The 25,175-nt window shown below is 55.2% G+C and carries 16 protein-coding genes and 1 pseudogene; 6 read left to right on the forward strand and 11 right to left on the reverse strand.

Annotated elements, in window-relative coordinates; all coding sequences use genetic code 11:
• Positions 1-40 precede the first annotated feature (40 nt).
• The 5 genes from PHACT_RS05860 to PHACT_RS05880 form a co-directional block, all read right to left on the reverse strand.
• A complete protein-coding gene (locus PHACT_RS05860) occupies positions 41-1,138 on the reverse strand; it encodes an NADH:flavin oxidoreductase (RefSeq protein ID WP_070116330.1) in 1,098 nt (365 codons plus the stop codon).
• Between the two features lie 131 nt (positions 1,139-1,269).
• Positions 1,270-2,217 carry a monooxygenase gene (locus PHACT_RS05865; RefSeq protein WP_070116331.1) on the reverse strand — a complete coding sequence of 316 codons (948 nt, stop codon included), beginning with the start codon at positions 2,215-2,217 and terminating at the stop codon, positions 1,270-1,272.
• 311 nt (positions 2,218-2,528) lie between these two features.
• Positions 2,529-3,479 (reverse strand): monooxygenase, encoded by a 951-nt coding sequence (locus tag PHACT_RS05870; RefSeq protein ID WP_070116332.1) that lies wholly within the window; start codon positions 3,477-3,479, stop codon positions 2,529-2,531.
• Positions 3,480-3,696: 217 nt separating this feature from the next.
• Entirely contained in the window at positions 3,697-4,560 is an 864-nt protein-coding gene (locus tag PHACT_RS05875; RefSeq protein ID WP_083264377.1) for a redoxin domain-containing protein, read from the reverse strand.
• A 353-nt stretch (positions 4,561-4,913) separates the two neighbouring features.
• Positions 4,914-5,873, reverse strand: coding sequence for a monooxygenase (locus PHACT_RS05880; RefSeq protein WP_070116334.1), 960 nt, complete (start codon positions 5,871-5,873; stop codon positions 4,914-4,916).
• 236 nt (positions 5,874-6,109) lie between these two features.
• Here PHACT_RS05880 and PHACT_RS05885 point away from each other — a divergent pair, with 236 nt between their 5' ends.
• The 5 genes and pseudogenes from PHACT_RS05885 to PHACT_RS05910 all read left to right on the forward strand — a co-directional run bounded on the left by PHACT_RS05885 (position 6,110) and on the right by PHACT_RS05910 (position 14,914).
• Entirely contained in the window at positions 6,110-7,513 is a 1,404-nt protein-coding gene (locus PHACT_RS05885) for an NfeD family protein (protein ID WP_245730609.1), read from the forward strand.
• Positions 7,514-7,539: 26 nt separating this feature from the next.
• Positions 7,540-8,283: pseudogene (locus PHACT_RS05890) on the forward strand (slipin family protein); the annotation flags it as partial.
• 134 nt (positions 8,284-8,417) lie between these two features.
• Positions 8,418-9,194, forward strand: coding sequence for an alpha/beta fold hydrolase (locus tag PHACT_RS05895; protein WP_083264380.1), 777 nt, complete (start codon positions 8,418-8,420; stop codon positions 9,192-9,194).
• Between the two features lie 199 nt (positions 9,195-9,393).
• Entirely contained in the window at positions 9,394-12,138 is a 2,745-nt protein-coding gene (ppdK, locus tag PHACT_RS05900; RefSeq protein WP_070116335.1) for a pyruvate, phosphate dikinase, read from the forward strand.
• A 1,603-nt stretch (positions 12,139-13,741) separates the two neighbouring features.
• Positions 13,742-14,914 carry a type III PLP-dependent enzyme gene (locus PHACT_RS05910; RefSeq protein ID WP_070116337.1) on the forward strand — a complete coding sequence of 391 codons (1,173 nt, stop codon included), beginning with the start codon at positions 13,742-13,744 and terminating at the stop codon, positions 14,912-14,914.
• A 43-nt stretch (positions 14,915-14,957) separates the two neighbouring features.
• Here the strand turns inward: PHACT_RS05910 and PHACT_RS05915 are convergent, their stop codons facing one another.
• The 3 genes from PHACT_RS05915 to PHACT_RS05925 form a co-directional block, all read right to left on the reverse strand.
• Positions 14,958-17,510: a bifunctional diguanylate cyclase/phosphodiesterase gene (locus tag PHACT_RS05915; protein WP_070116338.1), complete on the reverse strand. Its 2,553-nt coding sequence runs from the start codon at positions 17,508-17,510 to the stop codon at positions 14,958-14,960.
• 43 nt (positions 17,511-17,553) lie between these two features.
• Positions 17,554-18,273, reverse strand: coding sequence for a DUF599 domain-containing protein (locus PHACT_RS05920; protein WP_070116339.1), 720 nt, complete (start codon positions 18,271-18,273; stop codon positions 17,554-17,556).
• Positions 18,274-18,393: 120 nt separating this feature from the next.
• A complete protein-coding gene (locus PHACT_RS05925; protein WP_070116340.1) occupies positions 18,394-20,328 on the reverse strand; it encodes a methyl-accepting chemotaxis protein in 1,935 nt (644 codons plus the stop codon).
• A 207-nt stretch (positions 20,329-20,535) separates the two neighbouring features.
• Here PHACT_RS05925 and PHACT_RS05930 point away from each other — a divergent pair, with 207 nt between their 5' ends.
• A complete protein-coding gene (locus PHACT_RS05930) occupies positions 20,536-21,978 on the forward strand; it encodes a sensor domain-containing diguanylate cyclase (RefSeq protein ID WP_070116341.1) in 1,443 nt (480 codons plus the stop codon).
• Between the two features lie 81 nt (positions 21,979-22,059).
• On the opposite strand, the gene PHACT_RS05935 is transcribed toward PHACT_RS05930, so the two are convergent.
• From PHACT_RS05935 to radA, 3 genes are read right to left on the reverse strand one after another with little or no spacing between them, the layout of a single operon-like run.
• Entirely contained in the window at positions 22,060-22,821 is a 762-nt protein-coding gene (locus tag PHACT_RS05935; RefSeq protein ID WP_070116342.1) for an ABC transporter permease, read from the reverse strand.
• Positions 22,822-22,834: 13 nt separating this feature from the next.
• Complete coding sequence (locus tag PHACT_RS05940; protein ID WP_070116343.1) at positions 22,835-23,758, reverse strand: ABC transporter ATP-binding protein; 924 nt, start codon at positions 23,756-23,758, stop codon at positions 22,835-22,837.
• A 24-nt stretch (positions 23,759-23,782) separates the two neighbouring features.
• A complete protein-coding gene (radA, locus tag PHACT_RS05945) occupies positions 23,783-25,168 on the reverse strand; it encodes a DNA repair protein RadA (RefSeq protein ID WP_070116344.1) in 1,386 nt (461 codons plus the stop codon).
• Positions 25,169-25,175 lie beyond the last annotated feature (7 nt).

The raw sequence follows: 25,175 nt of genomic DNA on the forward strand, positions 1-25,175 counted from the left end.
CATCGTTCTCCGTTTTTGTTTGCTGATGCCAGCTGTGCTCTTATGCGAGCGCAGCCAACAAGGATTTATCATAGGTCTTCAGGGCAGATACATCACCCTGCTGTACCTGCTTGAGCCAGTCAGGATTGGCGATCAGCGCTCGACCCACAGCGACAAGATCAAACTCGTCCGCTTCCAGTCTCTGCAACAGTTCGCCAATATCAGCACTGCCTGCTTCGCCGCCCATAAACGTGGTAATGAACTCCTCGTTCAGACTGACACTGCCCACGGTAATCGTGGGCTTATTGAGCAACTTGCGTGTCCACCCCGCCAGATTCAGCTCGGAACCGTCGAATTCCGGTTCCCAGAATCGACGCTGGCTACAGTGAAAAATATCAACGCCGGCATCGGAAATCGGCGCCAGCACTTCCATCAGCTCATCCGGCGTGGTCGCCAGACGCGCGTCATAGTTCTGTTGCTTCCACTGCGAAAAGCGGAAAATGATGGGGAAATCTTCACCCACGTGCTCGCGAATGGCCTGCACGATTTCTACAGCAAACTGGCTTCGCTTCGCACGCGACCCGCCGTATTTATCATCACGCGTATTGAGGCCTTCCCACAGGAAGTCATCAATCATGTAGCCGTGCGCGCCATGGATTTCCAGTGCATCAAAACCCAGCATTTTGGCGTTACGCCCAGCCTCACCAAAGGCTTTAACAATCTCATCGATTTCGGTGGTTGTCAGTGGTTCCCCTACTTTTTTCCCCGGCAGGGCGTAACCCGATGGGGTCGCGCTGGGATAATCCGGAAATGGCCCGCTACCCGGTTTGCGGGCACAGCCGACATGCCACAACTGGGGCGCAATCTTGCCGCCGGCAGCGTGCACGGCTTTGACCACGTCGGCCCAACCGGCCAGCGCTTCATCGGTATAAAAATTGGGGATGGAGGAGTCGAATGATGAGGCTTTATGGCCCACCGTGGTGCCTTCCGTAATGATCAGGCCCACATCACCTTCAGCGCGACGCCGGTAGTAATCAACAACATTGGCTCCCGGAACCCCGTCTGGCGAGAACTGTCGTGTCATCGGTGCCATTAACAGGCGATTTTTCAGGGACAGTTTTGGTGTGGTGAATGGTCGCAATAAAGCATCAATCGACATGTCTTGTTACCTGTACTGATATAATGGAAATAGAAACCTGGAGATAAAACCAGCCATAAAAAAAGGCTGCTCCGGTCAGGAAGCAGCCTTCTTTCTACGGTCTGCTTATCGAATCAGCTTACTAACTTACCTTATTCGGGCAGGTCTGTGTAAGAAAAATAGCCGATAAACATCTCTTCCCAGCTTTGCGGGCCGCTAACTGCGGGCACTGTCGGGTCCGGGTTGCCCGGGTTGTATTCGGAGTTGTCGAACAGGCCCTCCACAACTACCCGTGAACCCGCAGGCAGCACCATGGGTTCGTCCATTCGGTAAGTGGGCTGCCATGCGAAGTTGTAATCGGCCACATTGATGATGTTTTCCACGGTGTTATCCGGGTAGATCACACGGGCAGACATGGCTTTGCCGCGATAATGCATGTGGGCTCGGAAGCCATGCAAAACGATGTCATCTTCAAACACATGGCTGGCGGCCATTTCGTGGTTCATGTCACCCGGTGGAATTGCCAGATCACGGGCGGACACAGAATGCGTGTGGAACTCGAGGTCTGGCGTTTCGTTTTCATCATAGAACCACATGCCGACTTTGGTGTTGTCGACAGTTTCCTGACCAAACGATGTGTAGTGAACACTCATACGCAGGGCCGAACCGACCGGCACCTTGATGCCCGTATTGGTGGGGAATTCAGTCGCATATTCTTTGCCCGGCGCATAACCTTCGAGGAATTCACGGCGAGGATCGTTATCGGCCTCGTCGATGGTGCCTTCGTTGTTCTGGTCATCGGCCACCACATAGGACAACAGATGGTGCAATACCCGCTTGTCGCCGGGGATGAACTGAACGGCTTTGACCCATTTTTCTTCGCCGAACTCCAGCGGAATAACCGTGTTGATGTAATCAATGACACCGGTTGCCGGCACTGCAAATGGGGGTACTTCAACAATATGATCAGGTGCGGAACCATCATGGGTCCACTCGCTGGCGGGGGGCTGGATCTGGGTCAGTGGATCAACGCCGGCCTGGGCCTGCAAGCCCCAGACCGCAGTCAGCACGAGTGCTGCGGACAATGTGGTTTTTTTCATTATTACGGCTCCTGTCACAACCTGTGAGGATGCGCGGCCACGTTAAGGCCGCGATGCTGTTAATTTTTATTATGTTCTGCATACAAACCGCCTTGCATTATTCATGATCGTAAACCAGTCAATCGCCTAAGACAATATGGCACCCACCCTAATTGCAACAAAGTGTTACTCCACTATTGACAAGAATATCGCCAGAACCAGACCAGCTAAACCGATGTCAAAAAAAAGCGCCCCTATTCAGGGACGCCTTTTTTGATGCCTGGACAGCGTCTGTCCAGGCATGGGCCAAGACCTTGAGGTCCTGGCTGGACTTACATATCGGTGTAAGAGAAGTAACCGATAAACATCTCTTCCCAGCTCTGCAGACCACCCAGCGCCGGTACCGTTGGATCGGGTACACCCAGGTTGTACTCAGAGTTATCAAACAGACCCTCCACGACAACGCGTGAACCGGCCGGAATCACCATCGGCTCTTCCATCTGGTAAGTTGGCTGCCAGGCAAAGTTATAGTCAGCCACATTGATGATTTCTTCTGACGTATTGTCAGGATAAATCACTCGTGCGGCCATTGCCTTGCCACGGTAGTGCATGTGAGCACGGAAACCACGCAGCAGGATGTCGTTCTCAAACACATGCGTTGCTGCCATCTCGTGATTCATCGCGCCTGGCGGAATCACAATATTTTCTGTGCGGTTGCCTGGTGACACCGAGTGCGTGCGGTATTCCAGTTCAGGCTGGTCATTCTCGTCAGCGAACCACAGACCCACACGGGTGTTGTCCACGGTTTCCTGACCGAATGAAGTGTAGTGAATGCTCATGCGCAGCGCGGAGCCTGTTGGCACCTTGATACCAGTGTTCTCGGGGAACTCAGTGGCATACTCCTTACCGGGCGCATAACCTTCCAGGAACTCACGACGCGGATCGTTCACCGCCTCATCAATCATGCCTTCGTTGTTGGCCGTATCTTCAACTACGTAGCTCAACAGATGGTGAAGCACGCGCTTGTCGCCAGGGATAAACTGAACGGCCTTGACCCAGCGCTCTTCTTCAAACTCAAGCGGAATCACGGAGTTGATGTAATCAATCACGCCCGTGGCTGGCACCTGAAAGCTGGGCACCTCAACGATATGGTCGGGCGCTGTGCCGTCGTGCATCCACTCACTCTGGGGTGGCTGAACTTCAGTCAACGGATCGACACCGGCATGGGCGAGGCCACTTGCGGCAATTGCCACTGCAGCCGTTAGAGTCGTCTTGATTTTCATAAGCACCTCTCACGGGTTCAAAGCCAATCAGAATGATGGCTTCGTGAACTTTCTTCATGATGGTCGGTATACTGCTTAATTACCGATTTTATAGTTTGTTGTACCCCGATCCTACTCCAGAAATACGCGGCTTACAAGGATAGAAAGCCCTTTAAAAACGCAAAAAGGCCGTCTCGTTTTCACCAGACGGCCTTTTTAATCAATCACTTATCATGATTCAGTCGCGCGGCGAACCGGCGTTGATCCAATGGATCAGCTTCTGACGTTCTTCGGTCGGGATATTGCCCGAGTTTTTGAAGCTTTTCACGGCAGGGTCAACCTGCATTGGCGGCATACGGTTAGTCATGATCACTTCACGAATCATCGGGCTCCAGCCCTGAATCATCATGTGGCTGTTCATGGCGAACGGTCCGATACCACCTTCAACGTGACAACCCACACAGCGCTCGATCAGAATCGGAGCGATTTCGGTTTCGTAGTCAGGGGCCTCAGCCACGTACTGATCGGCAACCGGGAAATCCAGCGCGCAACCTTCGGCCTCTTCCATGTCTACCGTGACAGTATCCATCTGACGTGAATCAGCGCCATCGGCAACAATGGCTTCCAGCGTCTGACCCAGCGGCGCTCGTGCCCACTGACCTGGCATCGGACCACGGTACAGGATATTCATGCGAACCGGATCCACAACCACAACCTGACCGGCCTGAGTCACACCCAGCGCGTTGGCAACCAGCTGCGCATCATCGTCCATGATAGGGAAATCGTAGTTCCAGACTGCTTCTTCAGCACGGATGTCGGCGCGCTCGTCATCTACCGATGAGTTCAGCATCAGGAAACTGACGCCACGGTGATCCCAGTTAGTGCGCAGCTGCTTGTAGCGCGCAATGTTTTCCTGGTTCATGGAACAGCCTGACGCCTGCGACACAATAACCACAGCCTTGTTGAACGCGTATTTGCTCAACTGGTGGGCCTTGCCGGTGTCGTCGATCAGGGTGAAGTCGCCTACGCGCTCTGGCGCAGCGTGTGCGTTAATACTGAGTGCGGCAGCTGCTAACAGTGCCATCCAGCTAATTTTCTTCATGATGAACAAACCCTCATACTCTCTCTGGATAATTCTGCGTTACGTCAACCTTAATATGGGTGATGACGAACGACGTTATATTATTGTTCTGTCTTGTAGATTACAGCAATCAGAATACAACAGATTATTTGCAACAAACCACAGACATCTCGTATGAATTGCCTGTGCCTATCACCTGTCACTCACTCTCTGACCGCCAAGTATACTGTATTCGTGCCGCTATTTCTTAATCTGGCGCAAACTTATGACAGTTTAGGACACTTATCACACACAAACAAAAAGGGCTGCTTCTCAGGGAAGCAGCCCCTTTTTATGTTGTGCTGCTCAATCAATTACTTACAAACAGCTGACACTTATTCAGGCAGGTCAGTGTAGGAGAAGTAACCGATGAACATTTCTTCCCAGCTCTGCAGGCCGCCCATGGCATCCACGGTTGGATCAGGCACACCCAGGTTGTACTGAGAGTTGTCAAACAGACCTTCTACAACAACGCGTGAACCGGCTGGCAGTACCATTGGCTCGTCCAGCTGGTACGTTGGCTGCCATGCAAAGTTGTAGTCAGCTACGTTGATGATGTCCTCAGACGAGTTGTCCGGGTACACAACGCGCGCACTCATGGCTTTACCACGGTAGTGCATGTGAGCACGGAAACCGTACAGCAGGATATCGTCCTCGAACACGTGTGAAGACGATGCTTCGTGGTTCATGGCGCCCGCAGGGATTTCGATCTGGTTCATCGGCGTTGCAACTGAGTAAGTGTGGAACTCGTACTCAGGCGTCTCGTTTTCATCAGCAAACCACAGACCAACACGGGTCGCGTCAGTTGTTTCCTGACCGAAAGACGTGTAGTGAATGCTCATACGCAGAGCTGAACCTTCAGGAACCTTGATGCCTGTGTTTTCGGGGAACTCTGTTGCGTATTCTTTACCTGGAGCATAACCTTCCAGGAATTCACGACGCGGATCGTTAACTGTTTCGTCGAGCATGCCTTCGCCAGCATCGGGCGTATCAGCAACAACGTAGCTCAACAGGTGGTGAAGAACGCGCTTGTCACCCGGGATGAACTGAACCGCTTTCACCCACTTCTCTTCGCCGAATTCCAGAGGAATAACGGAGTCGATGTAGTCGATAACACCGGTTGCAGGAACATTGAAGCTAGGCACTTCAACAATGTGGTCTGGCGCAGAACCATCGTGGAACCACTCACCGTCCATTGGCTGAACTTGAGTCAGTGGGTCAACACCGGTAGCCGCGTTAGCCTGAAAGCTTACTGCAGCCGCCATAGCGAGCATAGCAATACTGGTCTTCTTCATTCTGGAATTCCTCCCGCAGGGTTTAGCGGCTGAACGCTGACAGGGATTATCCCTGACAACAACTACCACCTTAACTGTCTTGTATCTGCATCATTGGTTTTCAGCATTGGGATAGATCGTAAACCAAGTTTTTCAACTAGTACAATGTTTGCCATGCCATTTTTGCAACAAAGTGTGTCGGTTACGGTGCATCCAGAGGATTCGACTTGCCTCGAACGCGGGCGTATTATGCACGCATGACAAGTATAATGCACCTGACCAGAAAGTCCGCCGGACGCCTGCGCCGGTGGCTTTGCAACCACCACCGGGCTTCATCGATCCTGGCGGCTCTGACATTGTTTTTCATCGCTGCAATACTCCCTTTTGACTACCCCCAGCTTCTCTTCAAGAGCGCACAGGCACAATCCGGTGCGTCACAGGTCTGGCTAACCGACCTTGACGGCGCCGTTGGCCCGGCCTCATCTGACCATTTCCGGCGCACACTGGAGCAGGCGGCTGAGGCCAACGTCTCACTGCTGGTGCTGCGCATGAATACACCCGGCGGACTGGACAGCGCCATGCGCGACATGGTCAGCGCCATTCTCGACTCACCGGTACCGGTCGCCACCTGGGTCACACCTGCAGGTGCCCGAGCCGCCAGCGCCGGCACCTATATCACCGCCGCCAGCCACATAGCTGCAATGTCAGCGGCTACCAATATAGGCTCCTCGACACCGGTCAGTCTCAGCGATGGCAACAGCGCTGAATCCGCTGCCGGTCAAAAGGCGATAAACGATGCGACTGCCTACCTGCAGGGACTGCAACAGTTGCGCGGACGCAACACCGACTGGGCCGCCCAGACAGTGTCGGACGCCGCCAACCTGACCGCCTCGGACGCGCTTGATCAGGACGTGATTGATATCATCGCCAACGATCTGGACGCGTTGCTGCAGGCTGCCCACGGCCTCAGTGTTGACACTGCCCGCGGCACGCTCTCCATCAACGTCGATAGCGCCGACATCACGATCATTGAAGCAGACTGGCGGCACGACTTCCTCAACGTCATCACCAACCCCAATATCGCCTACATTCTGTTGATGGTCGGCATCTACGGGCTGATCCTGGAATTCTACAACCCCGGCCTCGGCCTTCCCGGCATCACCGGCATCATCTGCCTGCTGGTCGGCGCTTATGCACTGCAGTTACTGCCTATCAGCTATGCCGGCCTGGCCCTGATGGTCATCGGCATCGGGCTGATTGTGTTCGAAGTGATCTCACCCAGCTTTGGCGTCTTTGGCCTGGGTGGGCTGGCGGCCTTCGTGCTAGGCTCAGTCATGTTGATGGACACCCAGTCAGCCGCCTGGCAGATCTCGCTGCCACTGATCGCAGCGGTTACCGTTGCCACCGCCGGCCTCATCATTCTGGTACTGGGCGCAGCGTTGAAAGCACGACGTCAACCGGTTGTCACCGGCGACCCGGCCATGCTGCAGATGACAGCAGTGGCCGTGGAAGACTTTGAACACGAAGGCCATGTGCACGCCAGCGGTGAAATATGGACGGCCCGCACCAACTCGCCGGTGCACAAAGGTGACCGCCTGACCATCAATCAGATCAATGGTCTGATGCTGCATGTCAGCAGACAGGGCCGGCCTGAGCATTAACTTAAGCGATCAATGACGGAGATATTATGGAAGTTTTCAGCCTGGTACTGATGGCCATCGCCATTGGCCTGTTGTTCAGCACGTTCAACATCCTCAAGGAATACGAACGCGGTGTGATATTTATGCTGGGCCGGTTTCACAAGGTCAAAGGTCCCGGCCTGATCATTGTCATCCCCATCATTCAGCAGATGGTCAAAACCAGCTTGCGCACTGCCGTCTGGGACATTCCTTCGCAGGACCTCATCACCAAAGACAATGTATCGGTCAAAGTGAACGCTGTGCTCTACTTCCGCGTGGTCGACCCGCAAAAAGCAGTGATCAATGTCGAGGACTTCATGGAAGCCACCAGCCAGTTGGCACAAACCACATTGCGATCTGTACTGGGCCAGCATGAACTGGACGAACTGCTGTCCGAGCGCGAACGTCTGAATCGCGATGTTCAGGATATTCTGGATGACATGACCGATGGCTGGGGCATCAAGGTGTCCAACGTCGAGATCAAACACGTCGATATCGACGAAAGCATGATCCGCGCCATTGCCCAGCAGGCCGAAGCCGAGCGTTCGCGACGCGCCAAGGTCATTCACGCCCAGGGCGAATTCGAGGCCTCCCAGAAACTGGTGGAAGCCGCCAGCCAACTGGCCACGCAACCAGCCTCCATCCAACTGCGGTACCTACAAACGCTCACCGAGATTGCCGGCGAGCAAAACTCGACCATAGTTTTCCCGCTGCCCATGAATCTCATGGAAGGCCTGGGCAAACTTGGCGCCGCGCTGCAGACGCCGGATCAGGGACAACCTGCGCCCGCTAAAACACCGACAGCACCGACAAAAAAACAGCCTGGCAATAAAGCCGACGCCGCGCCGGCAGACACGGAGCAATAGCGCTCACAGGGCAACTGACCATGAGCAGATTCGCCGCCATTTGCCGAAAAACGCTGCCGATCCTGTTGGCTGGCAGTCTGGCATTGCCCGTGGCGGCAAGCGCCGAGGGACCCGAATGCGTAGTTTTGTTACACGGCCTCAGTCGCACTGATTACTCCATGAAAAAGCTGGAGCGAGAACTGGCAGAAAGCGGCTATTCAGTTGCCAATACCGACTATGACTCGCGCCATCACAGCATCGAAGAACTGGCCGATGTCGCCGTGGAGTCAGGCATAGCCCAATGCGAGCAACACCTGGTGCGCAAAATCCACTTCACCACGCATTCATTGGGCGGCATCCTGGTGCGACACTATCTGGCACGCAAACCCATCGCCAAGCTCGGCCGCGTGGTCATGCTGGCACCACCCAACCAGGGCAGCGAAGTCATCGACGTTTTTGGCAATATGCCCGGTTTTCAGATGTTCAGCGGCGAACCCGCGCTGCAACTGGGCACAGGCAGTGATAGCGTTCCTCTGACCCTGCCCCCGGCACATGAATACGAACTTGGCATCATCGCCGGCACCCGCTCCATCAGCCCCCTGTTTTCACTGGCATTGCCGGACCGGGACGATGGCAAAGTCAGCGTGGAAAGCACCAAAATTGACGGCATGAATGATTTTATCGAGGTACCCTACACACACACTTTCATCATGCAACGACAGGAAGTTATCGACCAGACGCTGTATTTCCTGCGCAATGGACACTTTATTCACCACAACAGCGACGATAGCGACAGTACCCTACAGCCAACTTTGTAGTATTACTACATTATCGCGTAGTTGCTGACTGTTTCCCGCCACTTACCAACAAATGCAGACAAAAGGGCTCAAGCAAAACCGCCCGCAAGCTGGATTTTAGCAGGCACATGCTTTATCCTTGCGGCCCTCGCCAGACTGCCTATCAGTTGCCAGGACGGCGCAAATCGACATCTTCTGCTGATTTAAGAACCCGGGAACCATGAAAAAGATATCTGACTCCAGCACGACCAAAAGCAGCTCGCAGAAAACGAGATACGTTTACAACTTCGGCGAACAGACCGATGGCAATGCCAGCATGCGTGAGCTGCTCGGCGGCAAGGGTGCCAACCTGGCAGAGATGGCCGCTATCGGCCTGCCGGTGCCCCCCGGCTTCACCGTCAGCACCGACGTTTGTACCTATTTTTACGCGCACGGCCGCAGCTATCCAAAAACACTGGCGAAAGACGTGGAAGTTGCCGTCAAGTCGGTCGCGAAGCAGATGAAACGCGAATTCGGTGGCCGTGACAATCCGCTGCTGGTGTCAGTCCGCTCCGGTGCGCGTGACTCCATGCCCGGCATGATGGACACCATTCTCAACCTGGGCCTGAATGACGAAACTGTTGAAGGCCTGGCCAGTATCTCCGACAACCCCCGTTTTGCCTGGGACTGCTACCGGCGCTTTATCCAGATGTACGGTGATGTGGTGATGGGCGTACAGGCATTGAACGAAGAATCCGAATGCCCGTTCCACGCCCTGCTTGATAACATGAAGACATCTCTGGGCAAGGAGCTGGACAACGAACTGACAGCTGAAGAACTGCAGGAACTGGTCCAGCGCTACAAAAAACTGATCGCCGACAAAACCGGCAAAAGCTTTCCGCAGGACGTCTATGAGCAGCTGTGGGGTGCAGTCGGCGCCGTGTTTGGCTCCTGGAAAAATGATCGCGCCATCCTGTATCGCTCGCAATACGGCATCCCTGCCGAATGGGGCACCGCCGTTAACATCCAGGCCATGGTATTCGGCAATGCCGGCGATGACAGCGGAACCGGCGTCGCCTTTACCCGTGACCCGGCCACTGGCGAAAAGGTGTTTTACGGTGAGTACCTGACCAACGCGCAGGGCGAAGACGTGGTTGCCGGTGTACGCACACCCAAGCCCATCGCAGCGATGGCAAAAGAACTGCCAAAGAATTTTACCGATCTGGAAAAGGTCCGCACCCGCCTGGAGAAACACTTCAAGGACATGCAGGACTTTGAGTTCACCATCGAAAACGGCCGCCTGTTCATTCTGCAGACCCGTAACGGCAAACGCACCGGTCTGGCGGCGATCCGTATCGCCGTCGAACTGAACAAGGAAAAGCTGATAGACCAGAAAACCGCATTATTAAAAATCCCGGCAGAGTCTGTGGACACGCTGCTGGTGCCGGTTTTTGACGCCAAAGCACAGAAAGAGGCGAAGCTGATCTGTACAGGTCTGCCTGCTGGCCCAGGCGCGGCGACGGGCCGTATCGCATTCACCGCAGCCCAGGCTGAAATTGAAGCGCGCAAAGGCAACAAGGTTATTCTGTGCCGTTCGGAAACCTCGCCTGACGATCTCAAAGGTATGCTGCACTCACAGGGCATCCTGACCACACGCGGCGGGGTCTCCTCGCACGCAGCGCTGGTTGCCCGTCAGCTGGGCAAGGTCTGCATCTGCGGCGCCGCCGATATCACCATCAATTATGAGCGCAAAACGCTGACGGCTAACGGTATCACGCTGAAAGAAGGTGACTACATCTCCATCAACGGCACCACCGGTTCAGTCTATCAGGGTCTGATCGAAAGCGCGGACTCTGAGGTCAAGCGTGTACTTGAAGGCACGATGAAGGCCAGCGAAAGTTACACCTACGAGCTGTTCAACACGGTCATGGAATGGTCAGACAAGTATCGCAAGCTGCGCATCCGTACCAATGCCGACACACCGGCCATGGCCCAGACTGCGGTGGCGTATGGCGCGGAAGGCATCGGCCTGTGCCGTACCGAGCACATGTTTTTTGAAGGCAGCCGCATCGATGATATGCGCCAGATGATTCTGGCCGTGGACGGTGTTCAACGCCGCGAAGCGCTGAAGAAACTGTTGCCAATGCAGCGTAAAGACTTTGTTGGTCTGTTCAAGGCAATGGCGGGTCGACCGGTCACCATCCGCCTGCTGGATCCACCGTTGCACGAATTCCTGCCACAGGATGATGCTGTGCGTCGCCAGCTGGCTGACAAACTGGGCCTGCCGCTTGAGTTTGTCATTGATCGCATCAAGGCCCTGCATGAAGAAAACCCGATGCTGGGCTGCCGTGGCTGCCGTCTGGGCATTCTGTATCCGGAAATCACGGAGATGCAGGTGCAGGCGATTTTTGAAGCAGCGGCTGAACTGCTGACGGCGAAGAAGCCGGTTGAAGTTCATCCGGAGATCATGATCCCGCTGGTGGGCTTTAAGGCGGAGCTGGCGGATCAGTTGGCAATTGTGCATCGCATCGCTGAACAAGTGATGACCAGGAAGAAGATCAAGTTCAAGTACATGGTCGGCACCATGGTGGAAGTGCCACGTGCTGCCATTACTGCGGATGAGATTGCGGAACATGCTGAGTTCTTCAGCTTTGGTACCAATGACCTGACACAGACCACGCTGGGCCTGAGCCGTGATGACATGGGTCTGTTCTATGATGAGTACCAGCAGAAAGAAATCTACAGCAAGAACCCGTTTGCCAGCCTGGATAAAACTGGCGTTGGCAAACTGATGCAGTTCGCGGTGACCAATGGGCAGAAGACCCGCAAGGATCTGAAGCTGGGTATCTGCGGCGAGCACGCGGGCGATCCTGACTCGATTGATTTCTGCCACAACCTGGGCCTGCAGTACGTGAGCTGTTCACCACCCCGCGTACCAATCGCTCGGTTGGCGGCTGCGCAGGCTGCCTTGCGGGCCGCCAAGTAAGCTGCAATTCAAGGGCGACTTAGCCCCGGTCGCGCTGTCCGGTGGGTGAGGTTCACAAATCAGTGGTAAGGCGTGGATGAGGGGTATATGCCCTCAGGACACGCCCGTGAACCCATCCATGGGGGGCTCGGATGCGACCGTCCAAGGGTCGCATACGGTCCTTCAGCCATATACCCCTCATCCCCGCTTCAAGTGTTGTGCCAGCTGTCGGCAAAACACCTACAAAGTCTCCCATTTTAAATCAGCACTCCCGTCGGAACTGGGCTATACAATTATTAAGCCCGATCGAAACAACGCCAGCTTCACTCTTGGGTGTTTTTCAATTGGACTTAAAAAGCTAATAAATCTACCAAGGACAGGAAATCTAAAATGCGTGAGTTAACTAATACGGAAGTTGAATGCGTCTCTGCTGCGGGCTTGTCGTCCGGAGAAGCCGGCGTAGTTTCAAGTGTATTCGCAGCTGGTGCAACGATGACAGGATCGTTTGCGTTGGTCCCAGGACCCCATACACCCGTCGCTGCTGCGATCAGCGGCGTCATGGCGTTGGGCGCATCCGTGTTCGGATTGTATTCCGCCAGCACTTCATGAAAATGTTTTCGTAAAGGGTGTATGCAGACGCTTTTAGTCCATTGCTATGACGTCTGTATGCAGCTTTACGATGAGGAGATAATCTCTCTCAGATGATTATTTATCAGACAACAATCGGCAAAGGGTACAACCCGCTTTTTCCACTAAACAGCTTACTACCAGCGAAGATTCAGACGGTCTCACTCAACCCCGTTTACAATACGACCAATAGGGTCCTGGCCTGCGCAAATATAATAATTTCCATTTGCTTGATCATTTTCTTATCCATGATTATTGCATCGGACAGGGTTGTCCCCGCTGCAGGTATTGCGCTGCTAACCATTACCGTTTTTTCGTGGCATCTGGCGTCAGCGTTGGTACGCAACAAGAACAGCATCAAAGCCCACCAAAACGTGCACAGCAAGGACTTTGTATTTTGCTGGTACACCTTTGAATGGATAGTGGTTTTTTTGTCGACCACACTGCTTTTTCTCTACCTACGGAGCATTGAACCGCCACTGCTCCCCGATAGTTTGCTCGCGCTCCTCGCCAGTCTCTCCGCAGCAATGCTCTTCCTACCCCTTGCTCAAGGATCAAGATACTTACTAACGCGCAAATAGCGCAGGCCGTCTATGCTTCGACCATCCGATTTAACCTGATCGAGGCCATCCTGCCGAGCGGGGGTGGTGGGGGGTATGACTGAAGGACCGTATGCGACCCTTGGCATGTTTTTGCTCCTGCAAAACCTGCATTTCCGCCATCCCTGGCGGTCAGACGGTCGCCCCTTTCGAGGCCGGTGGCAGGGCGTATACGTCGAGGAACAATCAGGGCGCCAAAGGCGACCGTTCCGAGACCTATACACCCTGGCGCCGACCGCCGATCGAAGTCTTATCGAATGAACTGCTAAAAACTTCGTGTTCCACGCCGGAAGGCTTTGTTACAATGCCAGCAAGCCTGAATCCTCCCGACCCATCGGGCCCGGGCCAAGCGACGTTAATCCCATACCCAGCCGATGCTGAAGGAGCAAAAGCCTAGCATGAGCACAGAAGCCATCAGAATCGAAGATTTTTACCCGCTGCCCACCTTTAACCGCATTAAAGCGCTTGCCGATACCCAGGAAACGCCCTTTGTGGTCATTGACCTGAATACCATCAGCGAACACTACGACACGCTGACCGAGTATTTCCCCTACGCCAATGTCTACTACGCCGTTAAAGCCAACCCGGCACCGGAGATTCTGACGCTGCTGCGCGACAAAGGCTCCAACTTTGACGTCGCCTCCATCTACGAGCTCGACAAACTGCTCGGGCTGGATGTCAGCGCCGATCGCTGCAGTTACGGCAATACCATCAAAAAGAGCAAGGATATCCGCTACTTTTACGACAAAGGTGTGCGCATGTTCGCCACCGACTCGGAAGCAGACCTGCGCAACATTGCACGCGCAGCGCCCGGCTCTCGCGTTTATGTGCGGATTCTGACCGAAGGCAGTCACACCGCTGACTGGCCACTGTCGCGCAAATTCGGCTGCCACACCGACATGGCCATCGACCTGTTGATCCTGGCGCGTGAACTTGGCCTGGAGCCCTACGGTGTGTCCTTCCACGTAGGTTCGCAGCAACGTGATATCGGTGTCTGGGATGCCGCCATCGCCAAAGTGAAGGTTATTTTTGAGCGCCTGCGCGACGAAGACGGCATTGAACTGAAAATGATCAATCTCGGCGGCGGTTTTCCAGCCAACTACATTACCCGCGCCAACACGCTGCCTACGTATGCAGAAGAGATCACACGTTTTATCCAGGAAGACTTTGGTGAAGATTTTCCACAGATCATTCTGGAGCCGGGTCGCTCACTGATATCCAATTCCGGCATCCTGGTGTCCGAGGTTGTGCTGATTTCACGTAAATCACACACCGCGCTGCACCGCTGGATCTTCACCGATGTTGGTAAATTCTCCGGCCTGATCGAGACGCTGGATGAAGCCATCAAGTTCCCCATTCATACTGAAAAAGCCGGGGAAACCGAAGAGGTGATTCTGGCCGGACCTACCTGCGACAGCGCCGACATCATGTATGAGCAATACAAATACGAACTGCCACTGAACCTGGCCACCGGCGACCGGCTGTACTGGTTCTCCACCGGCGCCTACACCACCAGCTACAGCTCGGTGGAATTCAATGGTTTCCCGCCGCTGAAGTCATACTTCGTCTGACAGCCAAGCGTGACCTTCCGGGTCTGGCGAGAGAGCCCCTCAGTCAGGCCCTGGAGGTTACGAAGTCACGGAAATCCTGCTCACTCAGCGGCTTTGAAATGTGATAACCCTGCAGAAAATCGCAGCGGTTAAGGCGCAGGAACTCAGCCTGCTGTTCCGTTTCCACACCTTCGGCAACCACTTTGATATTGAGTTTGCTGGCCAACAGCAAAATGGTTTCTACCAACGTGGTTTCCGTAGACTTCACGCCCAGATCCTGAACAAAAGAACGATCGATTTTGACTGATGATACCGGAAAGCGGGAGAAGTAACTCAGGCCCGAATACCCGGTACCAAAATCATCAATGGCAATCTGAACGCCTGCCTCGTGCAATTGATCCAGAATCTTATGGGTCTGGTCGCTGTCTTCTACCAGCACCCGCTCAGTAATCTCAATGGTCACCCGCACGGTTGTTTCCCTCTCCAGCTCCCGCAGCCACTCCTGGGCATCGTCATCACGCAGATGCAGCAAACGCGGCGACACGTTAACCGACAAGGCCAGGGGCCGCTCCAGTGACGTGTTCAGCTCATTGAGGAATTGCAGTGACGATCGCAACACTAGCAGATCAATGCGGTTGATCAACCCTCGCTCCTCGGCGATGGGAATGAAGGTATCAGGCCCGATCCAGCCTTCCTCATGCGGCCAGCGTACCAGCGCTTCACAACTGACCACACGGCCGCTGGCAGCGTCCACAATGGGCTGGTAGAACACCGTCAGCTGGTTGTTGTCGATCGCCATGACCAGCTCATTGTACAGGTGATGCTTCTGCTCCGACTCCAGCTGCATGGCTGTGGTGTAAAACTGCCAGGAGTTTCGGCCAGATTTTTTGACTTCGTACATGGCCTGGTCGGCCTTGATCACCAAGGTATCAACATTGTCGCCATCGTCAGGGTAGAACGCCACGCCGATACTGACACTGCAATAGACCTGGCGCCCGGCAATGACAAAGGGTTTGCGCATCGCCGCCACAATGTCATCGGCAATACGCGAGGCCACCGTGGCAGAGAACACGTCGACCAGCAACGCCACAAATTCATCACCACTATAGCGCGCCACTGTATCCAGGGACCGAATGCTGTTCTGAATACGTTGTGCCGATTCCACCAGCAGCTCATCCCCGGCATCGTGCCCCAGGTTATCGTTGACCGATTTAAAATTATCCAGATCAACAAACAGCACACCTATCCGTGTACTACGGCGCTTGGCCTGGAGCAGCGCGGTATGCAGGCGATCCTGGAACAACCCCCGATTGGGCAGACCGGTCAGGCTGTCATAGTTGGCCTGATACTCGATCAATTGATCGACTTTTTTCTGTTGGGTGATGTCCTGCAGCGCACCAATCAGTTCCACACGGCCAGCGTCCACGCCTACAACTTCTGCCTTCATGTGCACCCAGATGACACGTCCTTCGCGGCGACGCAGCTCCAGTTCCTGATCCATACGCTGGCGCAGTTTGACCGCCTGCGTAATATAGTGCTGCAACAATTCAGCGCTGCGCGTATCCAGACTGTAGCAGAAACCTTCCATATCAACGCTGGCTTCATCCCTCGGCAACATCATGATATCGCGTGTCTGCGTCGACAGTTCAACAAACTGACCACGGGACCAGCGCCAGCCGCCGACCTGTGACACGGTCTCAACCGCGCGCAAAAAACGTTCATTGCGAAAAATGATGTTTTTAAGTACCCGGTTGCTTTCAAACTGACGATAGCGCAACGCCAGCAACACCGACAACAACAGGAAAACTGCGACACTGCCCGCCCTTAGCAGAATGATGGCATTACCGCCCGTCAGCTGAGACGGCGGCAACACCGCTGCGATTTCCCACTGGCTGCCACCGGCAGACAGCGGCATGATGACCGCCGAATCGGCATCAAAGGTTGCAGGTGCACCAAAAAACGCAGGCGCCTCGACATTGTTGCCAGCCTTGCGCATGGCAAACGCCAGCTCGCCCGGCAGGTCCAGCAAACCGGCGTTACGATAAATCGTATCGGCGAGAATGGGCGCCGATACAATGCCCCATAATTCGGGTTCGGCATCGTCGCTGTTGACGTACACAGGTGCTCGTCCGAGGAAGGCCCGCCCACCCTGCACCAGATCGAGAGGCCCGGCAATTACCATTTCACCGCTTTCGACTACCTGCAATACTTCATCACGCTGATTGTCCTGAGTCAGATAATTCAGACCAATGGCGGCTTCATTGCCGGCGATCGGATAGATGTAGCGGACTACCAGGCCAGGTGCTGCAGCAAGATTGACCAGCGCCGGCTCACGTGCCATCACCGTGCTGGCGTATAGCCGGTACTGCTCCTCGGTAAAATCCGGATAGGACGCAATAAATGCGGCCAGGCCATTGATCAGGGACAGGTTGTTGGTAAGCTCGCTTTCCAGCTGATAACGAATGGCGCCCAGACGTTCACTGACGGCCTGGCTTTGCTCGGCCCGCAACTGCGCCAGGTAACGGATTTCAATACTGCTTTGCAGGGCGTACGTTATTGCCGCCAGCACCAACAGGGACAGCAGAAGAGATTGCTTCTTGACCAGCGTATTGATCATCGAACAGCACCCGTAAGGGACTTGGAGGGCGATGCCTCAGGTTTCAGGCATCCGGCAAATCCTCCATCATGATACCCAAGGTATCGGACTTGAATTCGCGGCGGTAAAGAACAAAAACAACAAAGGCAGACAGCGCAATAAAGAACCAGGCGTTTACAAACCAGCTTAGTGCCGCCATGCTGAAATAGTAACTACGCAGGCCGTTATTAAAGTTGCCCGATGCCTTGGAAGACATTTTTGATATCGAGTCGACGTGACGCGCCATTTCTTCTTCGCTGGGCAGCAGTTTGAGTTCGGGCGCCCCACCAATCATCACCGAAACCAGACCGTATTGGCGCAGGCTCCAGGTGAACTTAAAAAACGCATAGACAAACAGGAACATCAGCAACATCACTTTGACTTCCCATTCGCCGCGCGTGCTTTGATCGGAGAACGGAAAATCGGCCAGCATGCCGAGCACCGCATCTGAAGAATTCAACAGTGTCATCAGGCCTGCGAGCACCAGTAATGACGCCGAAGCAAAAAATGATACGTTTCGCTCCAGATTGGCCACAATATTGGTATCGGCAATGCGGTTTTCCCGCGTCAGTGCCATCCGGATCCATTGCTTGCGAAAACGGTGCATGGCATAAGCCAGACAGGGTGTATCCACCGCGCGCAGTGACGTGTAGTAAAGATAACCACGAAAGCAGGCCAGGAAGAATAGCAGGGCCACTACATTGAACTGATTGTCCTGCAGGTAACTTAATATTGTTGGTGCCATGACGCGATCATCTGATAATCAATAACAGGGTGACAGTAAACCACGCGCGACCGGCTTACAAGCCTTTAAATACGAGGATTGGCCAGTTTCAGTTCACTGCGGACCGGTTCGGCCAGTAAGTCAAACCTGAAATTGGGTGACCAGCGAACGTAACCGTTCTGCCAGCCCGGCCAGCGACTCACTGGCTTCGGTCGATTGCGCCACGCTGCGACCGGTGTGTTCGGCAACATCACTGATACCGTGGATATTCTTGTTGATTTCGCGAGCCGCCGACGTCTGCTGTTCAGCCGCACCGGCGATCTGTTGCGTCATCTCCTCGATCAGTAACACGCCCTGAGTAATACGCTCCAGCGCCTGATCGGTTTCCTCGATCCGTTCTACCATGGCCGTGGCACCAGTGCGGCTGCCCTCCATGACCTTCTCGGCTCTGACCGCACCGCCCTGCAGCTTTTCAATGGTTGCCTGAATCTCAGTGGTCGACACTTTGGTTCTGCTGGCCAGCAAGCGCACCTCATCGGCCACCACAGCGAAACCGCGGCCACTCTCGCCCGCCCGCGCTGATTCGATGGCCGCATTCAGCGCCAGCAGGTTGGTCTGTTCAGCGATGTTTTCGATAACCTGCAAAACGCTGCCAATCTTATCGCTATCATTTCGCAGTTCGGTGACAACCTTCACCGCATTTTCGATTTCACCCGACAGAGCGCTGATCGCAGTCACGGTGGCGGCAACCACGTCGCGGCCGCTGGAGGCATCCACGCTCACCTGCCGTGCGCTGTCTGCAGCACGGTGAGTGTTGGACGCCACCTCTTCCACGGTTGTTGTCATCTCATTCATGGCGGCGGCAGTACTGTCGATGCGATTGTTCTGGTTAACGATACCGTCACTGGTCACTTCGTTGACCTGGGCCAGCTCGGTGGCGGCGGCTGCCACCTGTTCAGCGTACTGCATTACCTCATCCATCATCGTGCGCAGGCTGCCCTGCATGACATTGATGGATGCCAACAGACTGCCACGGTCGTTGGGGCGCAAATTGATTGATTCAGTAAGATCGCCCTCAGCCACCCGATGCACAACCTGCGCCGCATACTCAGGGTCACCGCCCAGCGTTTTCACGACACTGCGCACCAGCGTGATACTGACGGTGATGGCGACCAGCAGCACCACTAACGTCACCGCAACAATGGTCCAGAGCATGGTACTGAGCTCTGCAAACGCGATGTCCTGGCGGGTCTCCTGTACCAGGCCCCAGCCCAGCAGAGGCATGAAGGTATAGCTGCCCACCACGGGCGTGCCCGACGCATTGGTGTATTGCCCGACGCCGCTGCGACCGGCGGCGATGGCCTCACCGGCCTCGGTGTCCACGGGTTGATCCATTTGACGAATTGAGGAAGCCGGCGTCACCGGCAAGGCGTCGGCACCCAGCAGATATACTTCTGAGCCTTCACCGCGGCCCAGTTCGCTGACCCGGCTCAGGATGGTATCAACGCGCACTGCGCCGCGCATAACGCCAACCACCTGACCATCAACAAAAATCGGTATCGCCACGGTGCTGACCTGATTGCCGGTCGCCCGTGAAATCACCGGCTGCGAGAACGCATCTTCTCCACTGATGGCCTGACGGAACCAGGCCCGGTCGGAGACAGCAAAGGCCTGCGCCTCGTCGGGCGTCATGATGCGACCGCTATTGCCGGCATACTCCACGCCGACAACACCGAAGCCGGCAGGGTCGACAAGAAAGATGGTGTCATAGAAACCCTGGGCATTGGCGATCTGCAGCATCAGGTGTTCTATCCGCGTCAGATCCTGAAAACGAACCGTGTCCAGGCTGGCCAGATAGCGCATTTCATCCTGCCGCGCCAACGCCCAGTCAAGAAATGAGCGTACATTCAATGACCCCGACACTTCCATCTCACTCATGGTGACTTCCGTGAAGGAGTCCCGGTAGGACACATAGACCAGCGTCGACACCAGTACAACGGAGACCAGCACCACACCGGTTATCCATAAGGTCAGGCGAGCACGGAAGCTCATGGAAGATAAAGATTTGACTGACATGCTGACGCTCCGGGCCCTGTCGACACTGGCGCTGCCAGTGATCCACTTAAAATGATATTATGAGCACCTGCATCGAACGTTGCACAAACACTGAGCCAACCATTCACACACAAGTAGTGCGCCCTTGACTGTCTACATCGGCCAGACACAGGTGTTTCTTGAGTTGAGTTGTCCCGATAACAAACCCGACGGAACCGTCAGTCCACCATGTACAGAAGAAAGTTCTTATTCGTCAGCGCCCTGACAGCGCTCATGGTCATTGGATTCATGGCCACCAGCCTGACCAGCTACTTTGTTGCTCAGGATTCGCTGTCGCGCAATATTTCCGAGCAGATGCTGCCGCTGACCAGTGACAATATTTACTCGGAGATTCAGCGCGACCTGCTGCGCCCCATCCTGATCTCTTCCGTCATGGCGACCGACACATTCGTGCGCGACTGGGCGCTGAATGGTGAAGCAGATGACGAGCGCATTATTGCCTACCTGCGCGAAATACAGCAGCAGTATCAAACCATTACCGCATTCTATGTGTCCGATGAAAGCCGTCGTTATTACCACCCCAGCGGCGTGCTGAGAACAGTATCGCCGGATGAGCCAGGCGACGAATGGTACTTCCGGGTACGCAATATGCGTGCGCCCTTTGAAGTCAATGTGGATACCGACACCGCTGATCGCAGCCGGGTCAGCATCTTCATCAATTACCGGGTAGTGGATTACAACAACAACTACATTGGCGCCACCGGGGTCGGCCTGTCGGTCGAGGCTGTGACGCAACTGATCGAAACCTACCAGGAGCGCTATAACCGCTCCATCTTTTTTGTTGATCGCCAGGGCAACGTCACCCTGACCGGACGTGGTTTTGACCAGGCCATGCGCCTGCAGGATCAGGATTCCCTGGGGCCACTCGCCACCCAGATTCTGAGCACACCCAGCGCCGCCATCAACTTTAGCGATTCACAGGGCAATCGTGTTTATCTGAACAGCCGCCTGGTGCCCGAATTCGACTGGTATCTGATTGTCGAGCAGAACTCATCGACCTCTTCCCAACAACTCGACAACACCCTGTTGCTGAATCTGGGACTGTCACTGGCCATCATGGTGCTGGTGCTGATTATTGCCCACTTTACCCTGCGTTCGTATCAGCGCCGGCTGGAAGACATGGCTACCCGGGATCGCCTGACTGGTGTCGCCAACCGGCACCTGTTCGAGATGATCTTTGACCACGTCACTAAAAACAATCAGCGCTATGCACGCCCGATCGCACTGATCGGCATCGATATTGATCACTTCAAACGTATCAATGACACGCACGGCCATCAGGCCGGTGATCTGGTACTGCAGGCGGTGGCCAATGCCATCCTGCAGCACACCCGTGATAGCGACACGCTTTGCCGCTGGGGTGGCGAGGAATTTGTCCTGCTATTGGACAATTGCACCAGCGAAGCGGCCATGCAACGGGCCGAGATTATCCGCAACGGCGTCAAAGCCCAGGTGGTTGCCTTCGGGCGCGCCCAGCTGACCGTGACCCTGAGTCTGGGTGTGACCACTTACCATCAGGGCGAAGCTCTGGACGCCCTGGTTGCCCGTGCTGACACCGCGCTGTATCAGGCCAAGGAAGAGGGCCGGGATCGCAGCGTACTCGCGGGTTAGTCCTGCCCCTGACTCAGCTCCTGATGTGACAGGGGCTGGTTACGCAGGGGCTGTCTACGCTGGGGGCTGTCTACTCAGGCGCTAGCTGCGCAGGTGATAACCGGTTTTGAATATCCAGGCCACCGCGGCCAGACAGGCAGTCAGGAAAAACACAATAATGCCGATGCTGACCCAGACACTGACATCGGACTGACCGTAAAAACTCCAGCGCAGCCCGCTCACCAGATAAAACACCGGATTGAACAGAGTCACCATCTGCCAGACCGGTGACAGCATGCTGACCGAATAGAAGGTGCCACCCAGAAACACCAGCGGCGTTACCACCAGCAAGGGAATCATCTGCAACTTCTCAAAGTTGTCGGCCCAAATACCAATGATGAAACCAAACAGGCTGAAGCTGATCGCCGTCAGTATCAGAAACATCAGCATCACCAATGGGTGATCTATCTGCAGATCAACAAAAAACGCGGCCGTGCCCAGAATGATCAACCCCAGCACCAGCGCCTTGGTGGCCGCAGCCCCGACATAACCCAACACCACCTCCAGCATGGACACTGGCGCCGACAGCAGTTCATAGATGGTGCCGGTGAACTTGGGAAAATAAATACCAAAGGCGGCGTTGGAAATACTTTGAGTCAGCAGCGACAACATGATCAGGCCAGGCACAATAAAGGCGCCGTAACTGATGCCATCAACCTGGTTGATGCGCGAACCAATGGCGGCACCAAACACGACAAAATACAAAGAGGTGGTGATCACCGGCGCCACCACGCTCTGCAACAGAGTGCGACGCGTGCGCGCCATTTCAAAACGATAGATTGCGTTAACAGCATGCAGATTCATCAGGGTTTCTCCTTCAACCTTTTTCCACCAGGCGAACAAAAATGTCTTCCAGCGAACTCTGCGTAGTGCTCAGGTCGCGGAAATTGATCTGCGCGTCGCGCAGCGCGTCCAGCACGGTGGTAATGCCGGTGCGTTCAGCCTGGGTATCAAAGGTGTAAACCAGAGTATGGCCATCGTCCTTCAGTTCAATTTCAAACGTCTTCAACGATGCCGGCAGCTCTGCCAACGGCTGCTTCAGCTCCAGCACCAGCTGTTTCTTGCCCAGTTTCTGCATCAGGCTCTTTTTGTCTTCCACCAGGATCAGTTCACCATCAGCAATCACACCGATACGATCTGCCATCTCCTCGGCTTCCTCGATGTAGTGTGTGGTCAGGATGATGGTGACGCCGCTGTCGCGCAGCTTGTGCACCAGCTGCCACATCTCGCGGCGCAGCTCGACGTCAACACCGGCCGAGGGTTCATCCAGAAACAGGATGCGCGGCTCGTGCGACAGCGCCTTAGCAATCAGCAGGCGACGCTTCATGCCGCCAGAAAGCGTCCGGATCATGTTGTCGCGTTTTTCCCACAGCGACACGTCCTTTAGCACCTTTTCCACGTAGGCCGGATCCTTGGCCTTGCCAAACAGGCCCCGACTGAAACTCACCGTCACCCAGGGTGTTTCAAAGGCATCGGTGGTCAGTTCCTGCGGCACCAGGCCAATCAGCGAGCGTGTGTCGCGGAAGTCTTTTGCGATATCCTTGCCGTCAACAGTAATCGTGCCGCTGGTCGGCTGGGCGATGCCACAGATGGTGGAAATCAGCGTGGTCTTGCCGGCGCCGTTGGGGCCCAGCAGCGCGATGATTTCACCGGGATAGATATCCAGATTGATGTTCTTGAGTGCCTGAAAACCACCTTTATAGGTTTTGTTCAGGTTCTTGATCGATACAATAGGTTCCATGTGTCATTCCGTTTGACAGCCGCTTTACAGGGCCGCCAGTGCTTCGGAGAGTTTAGTCACGCCGATGATTTCCATCCCGGCGATCGGCGATTTTGGGCAATTGGCCTTGGGCACAATCGCTTTGCGGAAGCCATGCTTGGCGGCTTCCTGCAGTCGTTCCTGGCCGCTGGGCACCGGACGGATTTCACCCGCCAGCCCCACTTCACCAAACACCACCAGCTCATGCGGCAGCGCGCGGTCACGGAAGCTGGACACGATGGCCAGCAACAGTGCCAGGTCGGCGCCGGTCTCGGACACCTTGACGCCGCCAACCACGTTAACAAACACATCCTGGTCAGCCATGTACAGGCCGCCATGACGATGCAGCACGGCCAGCAGCATGCCCAGCCGATTCTGATCCAGCCCCACTGCCAGTCGGCGTGGATTGCCGCCCTGACCGCCATCCACCAGTGCCTGTATTTCCACCAGCAGGGGTCGGGTGCCTTCCCATAACACCATCACCAGTGAACCGGGGCTTTCCTCTTCCGTACGCGCCAGGAAGATCGCGGACGGATTCTTGACTTCCTTCAGACCCTTTTCGGTCATGGCAAACACGCCCAGCTCGTTCACTGCGCCAAAACGGTTCTTCTGGCCACGCAAGGTGCGATAACGGGTGTCGCTGCCACCTTCCAGCATGATGAAACAGTCAATCATGTGCTCCAGTACTTTGGGGCCGGCCAACGTGCCGTCTTTGGTCACGTGCCCGACCAGAAACAGCACGGTACCGGTCTGCTTGGCATAACGGATCAGGTAGGCGGCGCATTCACGCACCTGCGATACACTGCCCGGCGCCGACGGCACCTCACCGCTGTGCATGACCTGAATAGAGTCAACCACCAATAGTCGGGGCTGCACCTGCGACGCCAGTTCACAGATGGTTTCGACCTGGGTTTCCGCCAGCATTTTCAGATTCTTTTCCGGCAGGCCCAGACGCTTGGCGCGCATGCCCACCTGCTGCAGGGATTCCTCACCGGTCACGTACATGGCCGGCATCTGCTGAGCCAGCATACACATCACCTGCAACAACAAAGTACTTTTGCCAGCACCGGGGTTACCGCCAATCAGAATCGCCGATCCGGGCACCAGGCCACCGCCCAGCACACGATCCAGTTCCAGCATGGTGGACGAGAAGCGCGGCACCGCAGCGACATCAATCTCAGACAGGTCCTGCACCGCCTCGGACAGCACACCGGCATACCCCTGGCGGCGGAAGTCGGCCTGCACCGACGGCGACTGATTGCTTGCGCCCACACTGATACGCGTCAGCGTATTCCACTCTTTGCAGGCCACGCACTGGCCCTGCCATTTGCCATGTTCAGTGCCGCAATCACTGCACACATAGGCGGTTTTGGTTTTTGTGGTCTTGGCCATAAAAAAA

It is taken from the genome of Pseudohongiella acticola (assembly GCF_001758195.1).
Taxonomy (GTDB): Bacteria; Pseudomonadota; Gammaproteobacteria; order Pseudomonadales; family Pseudohongiellaceae; genus Pseudohongiella; species Pseudohongiella acticola.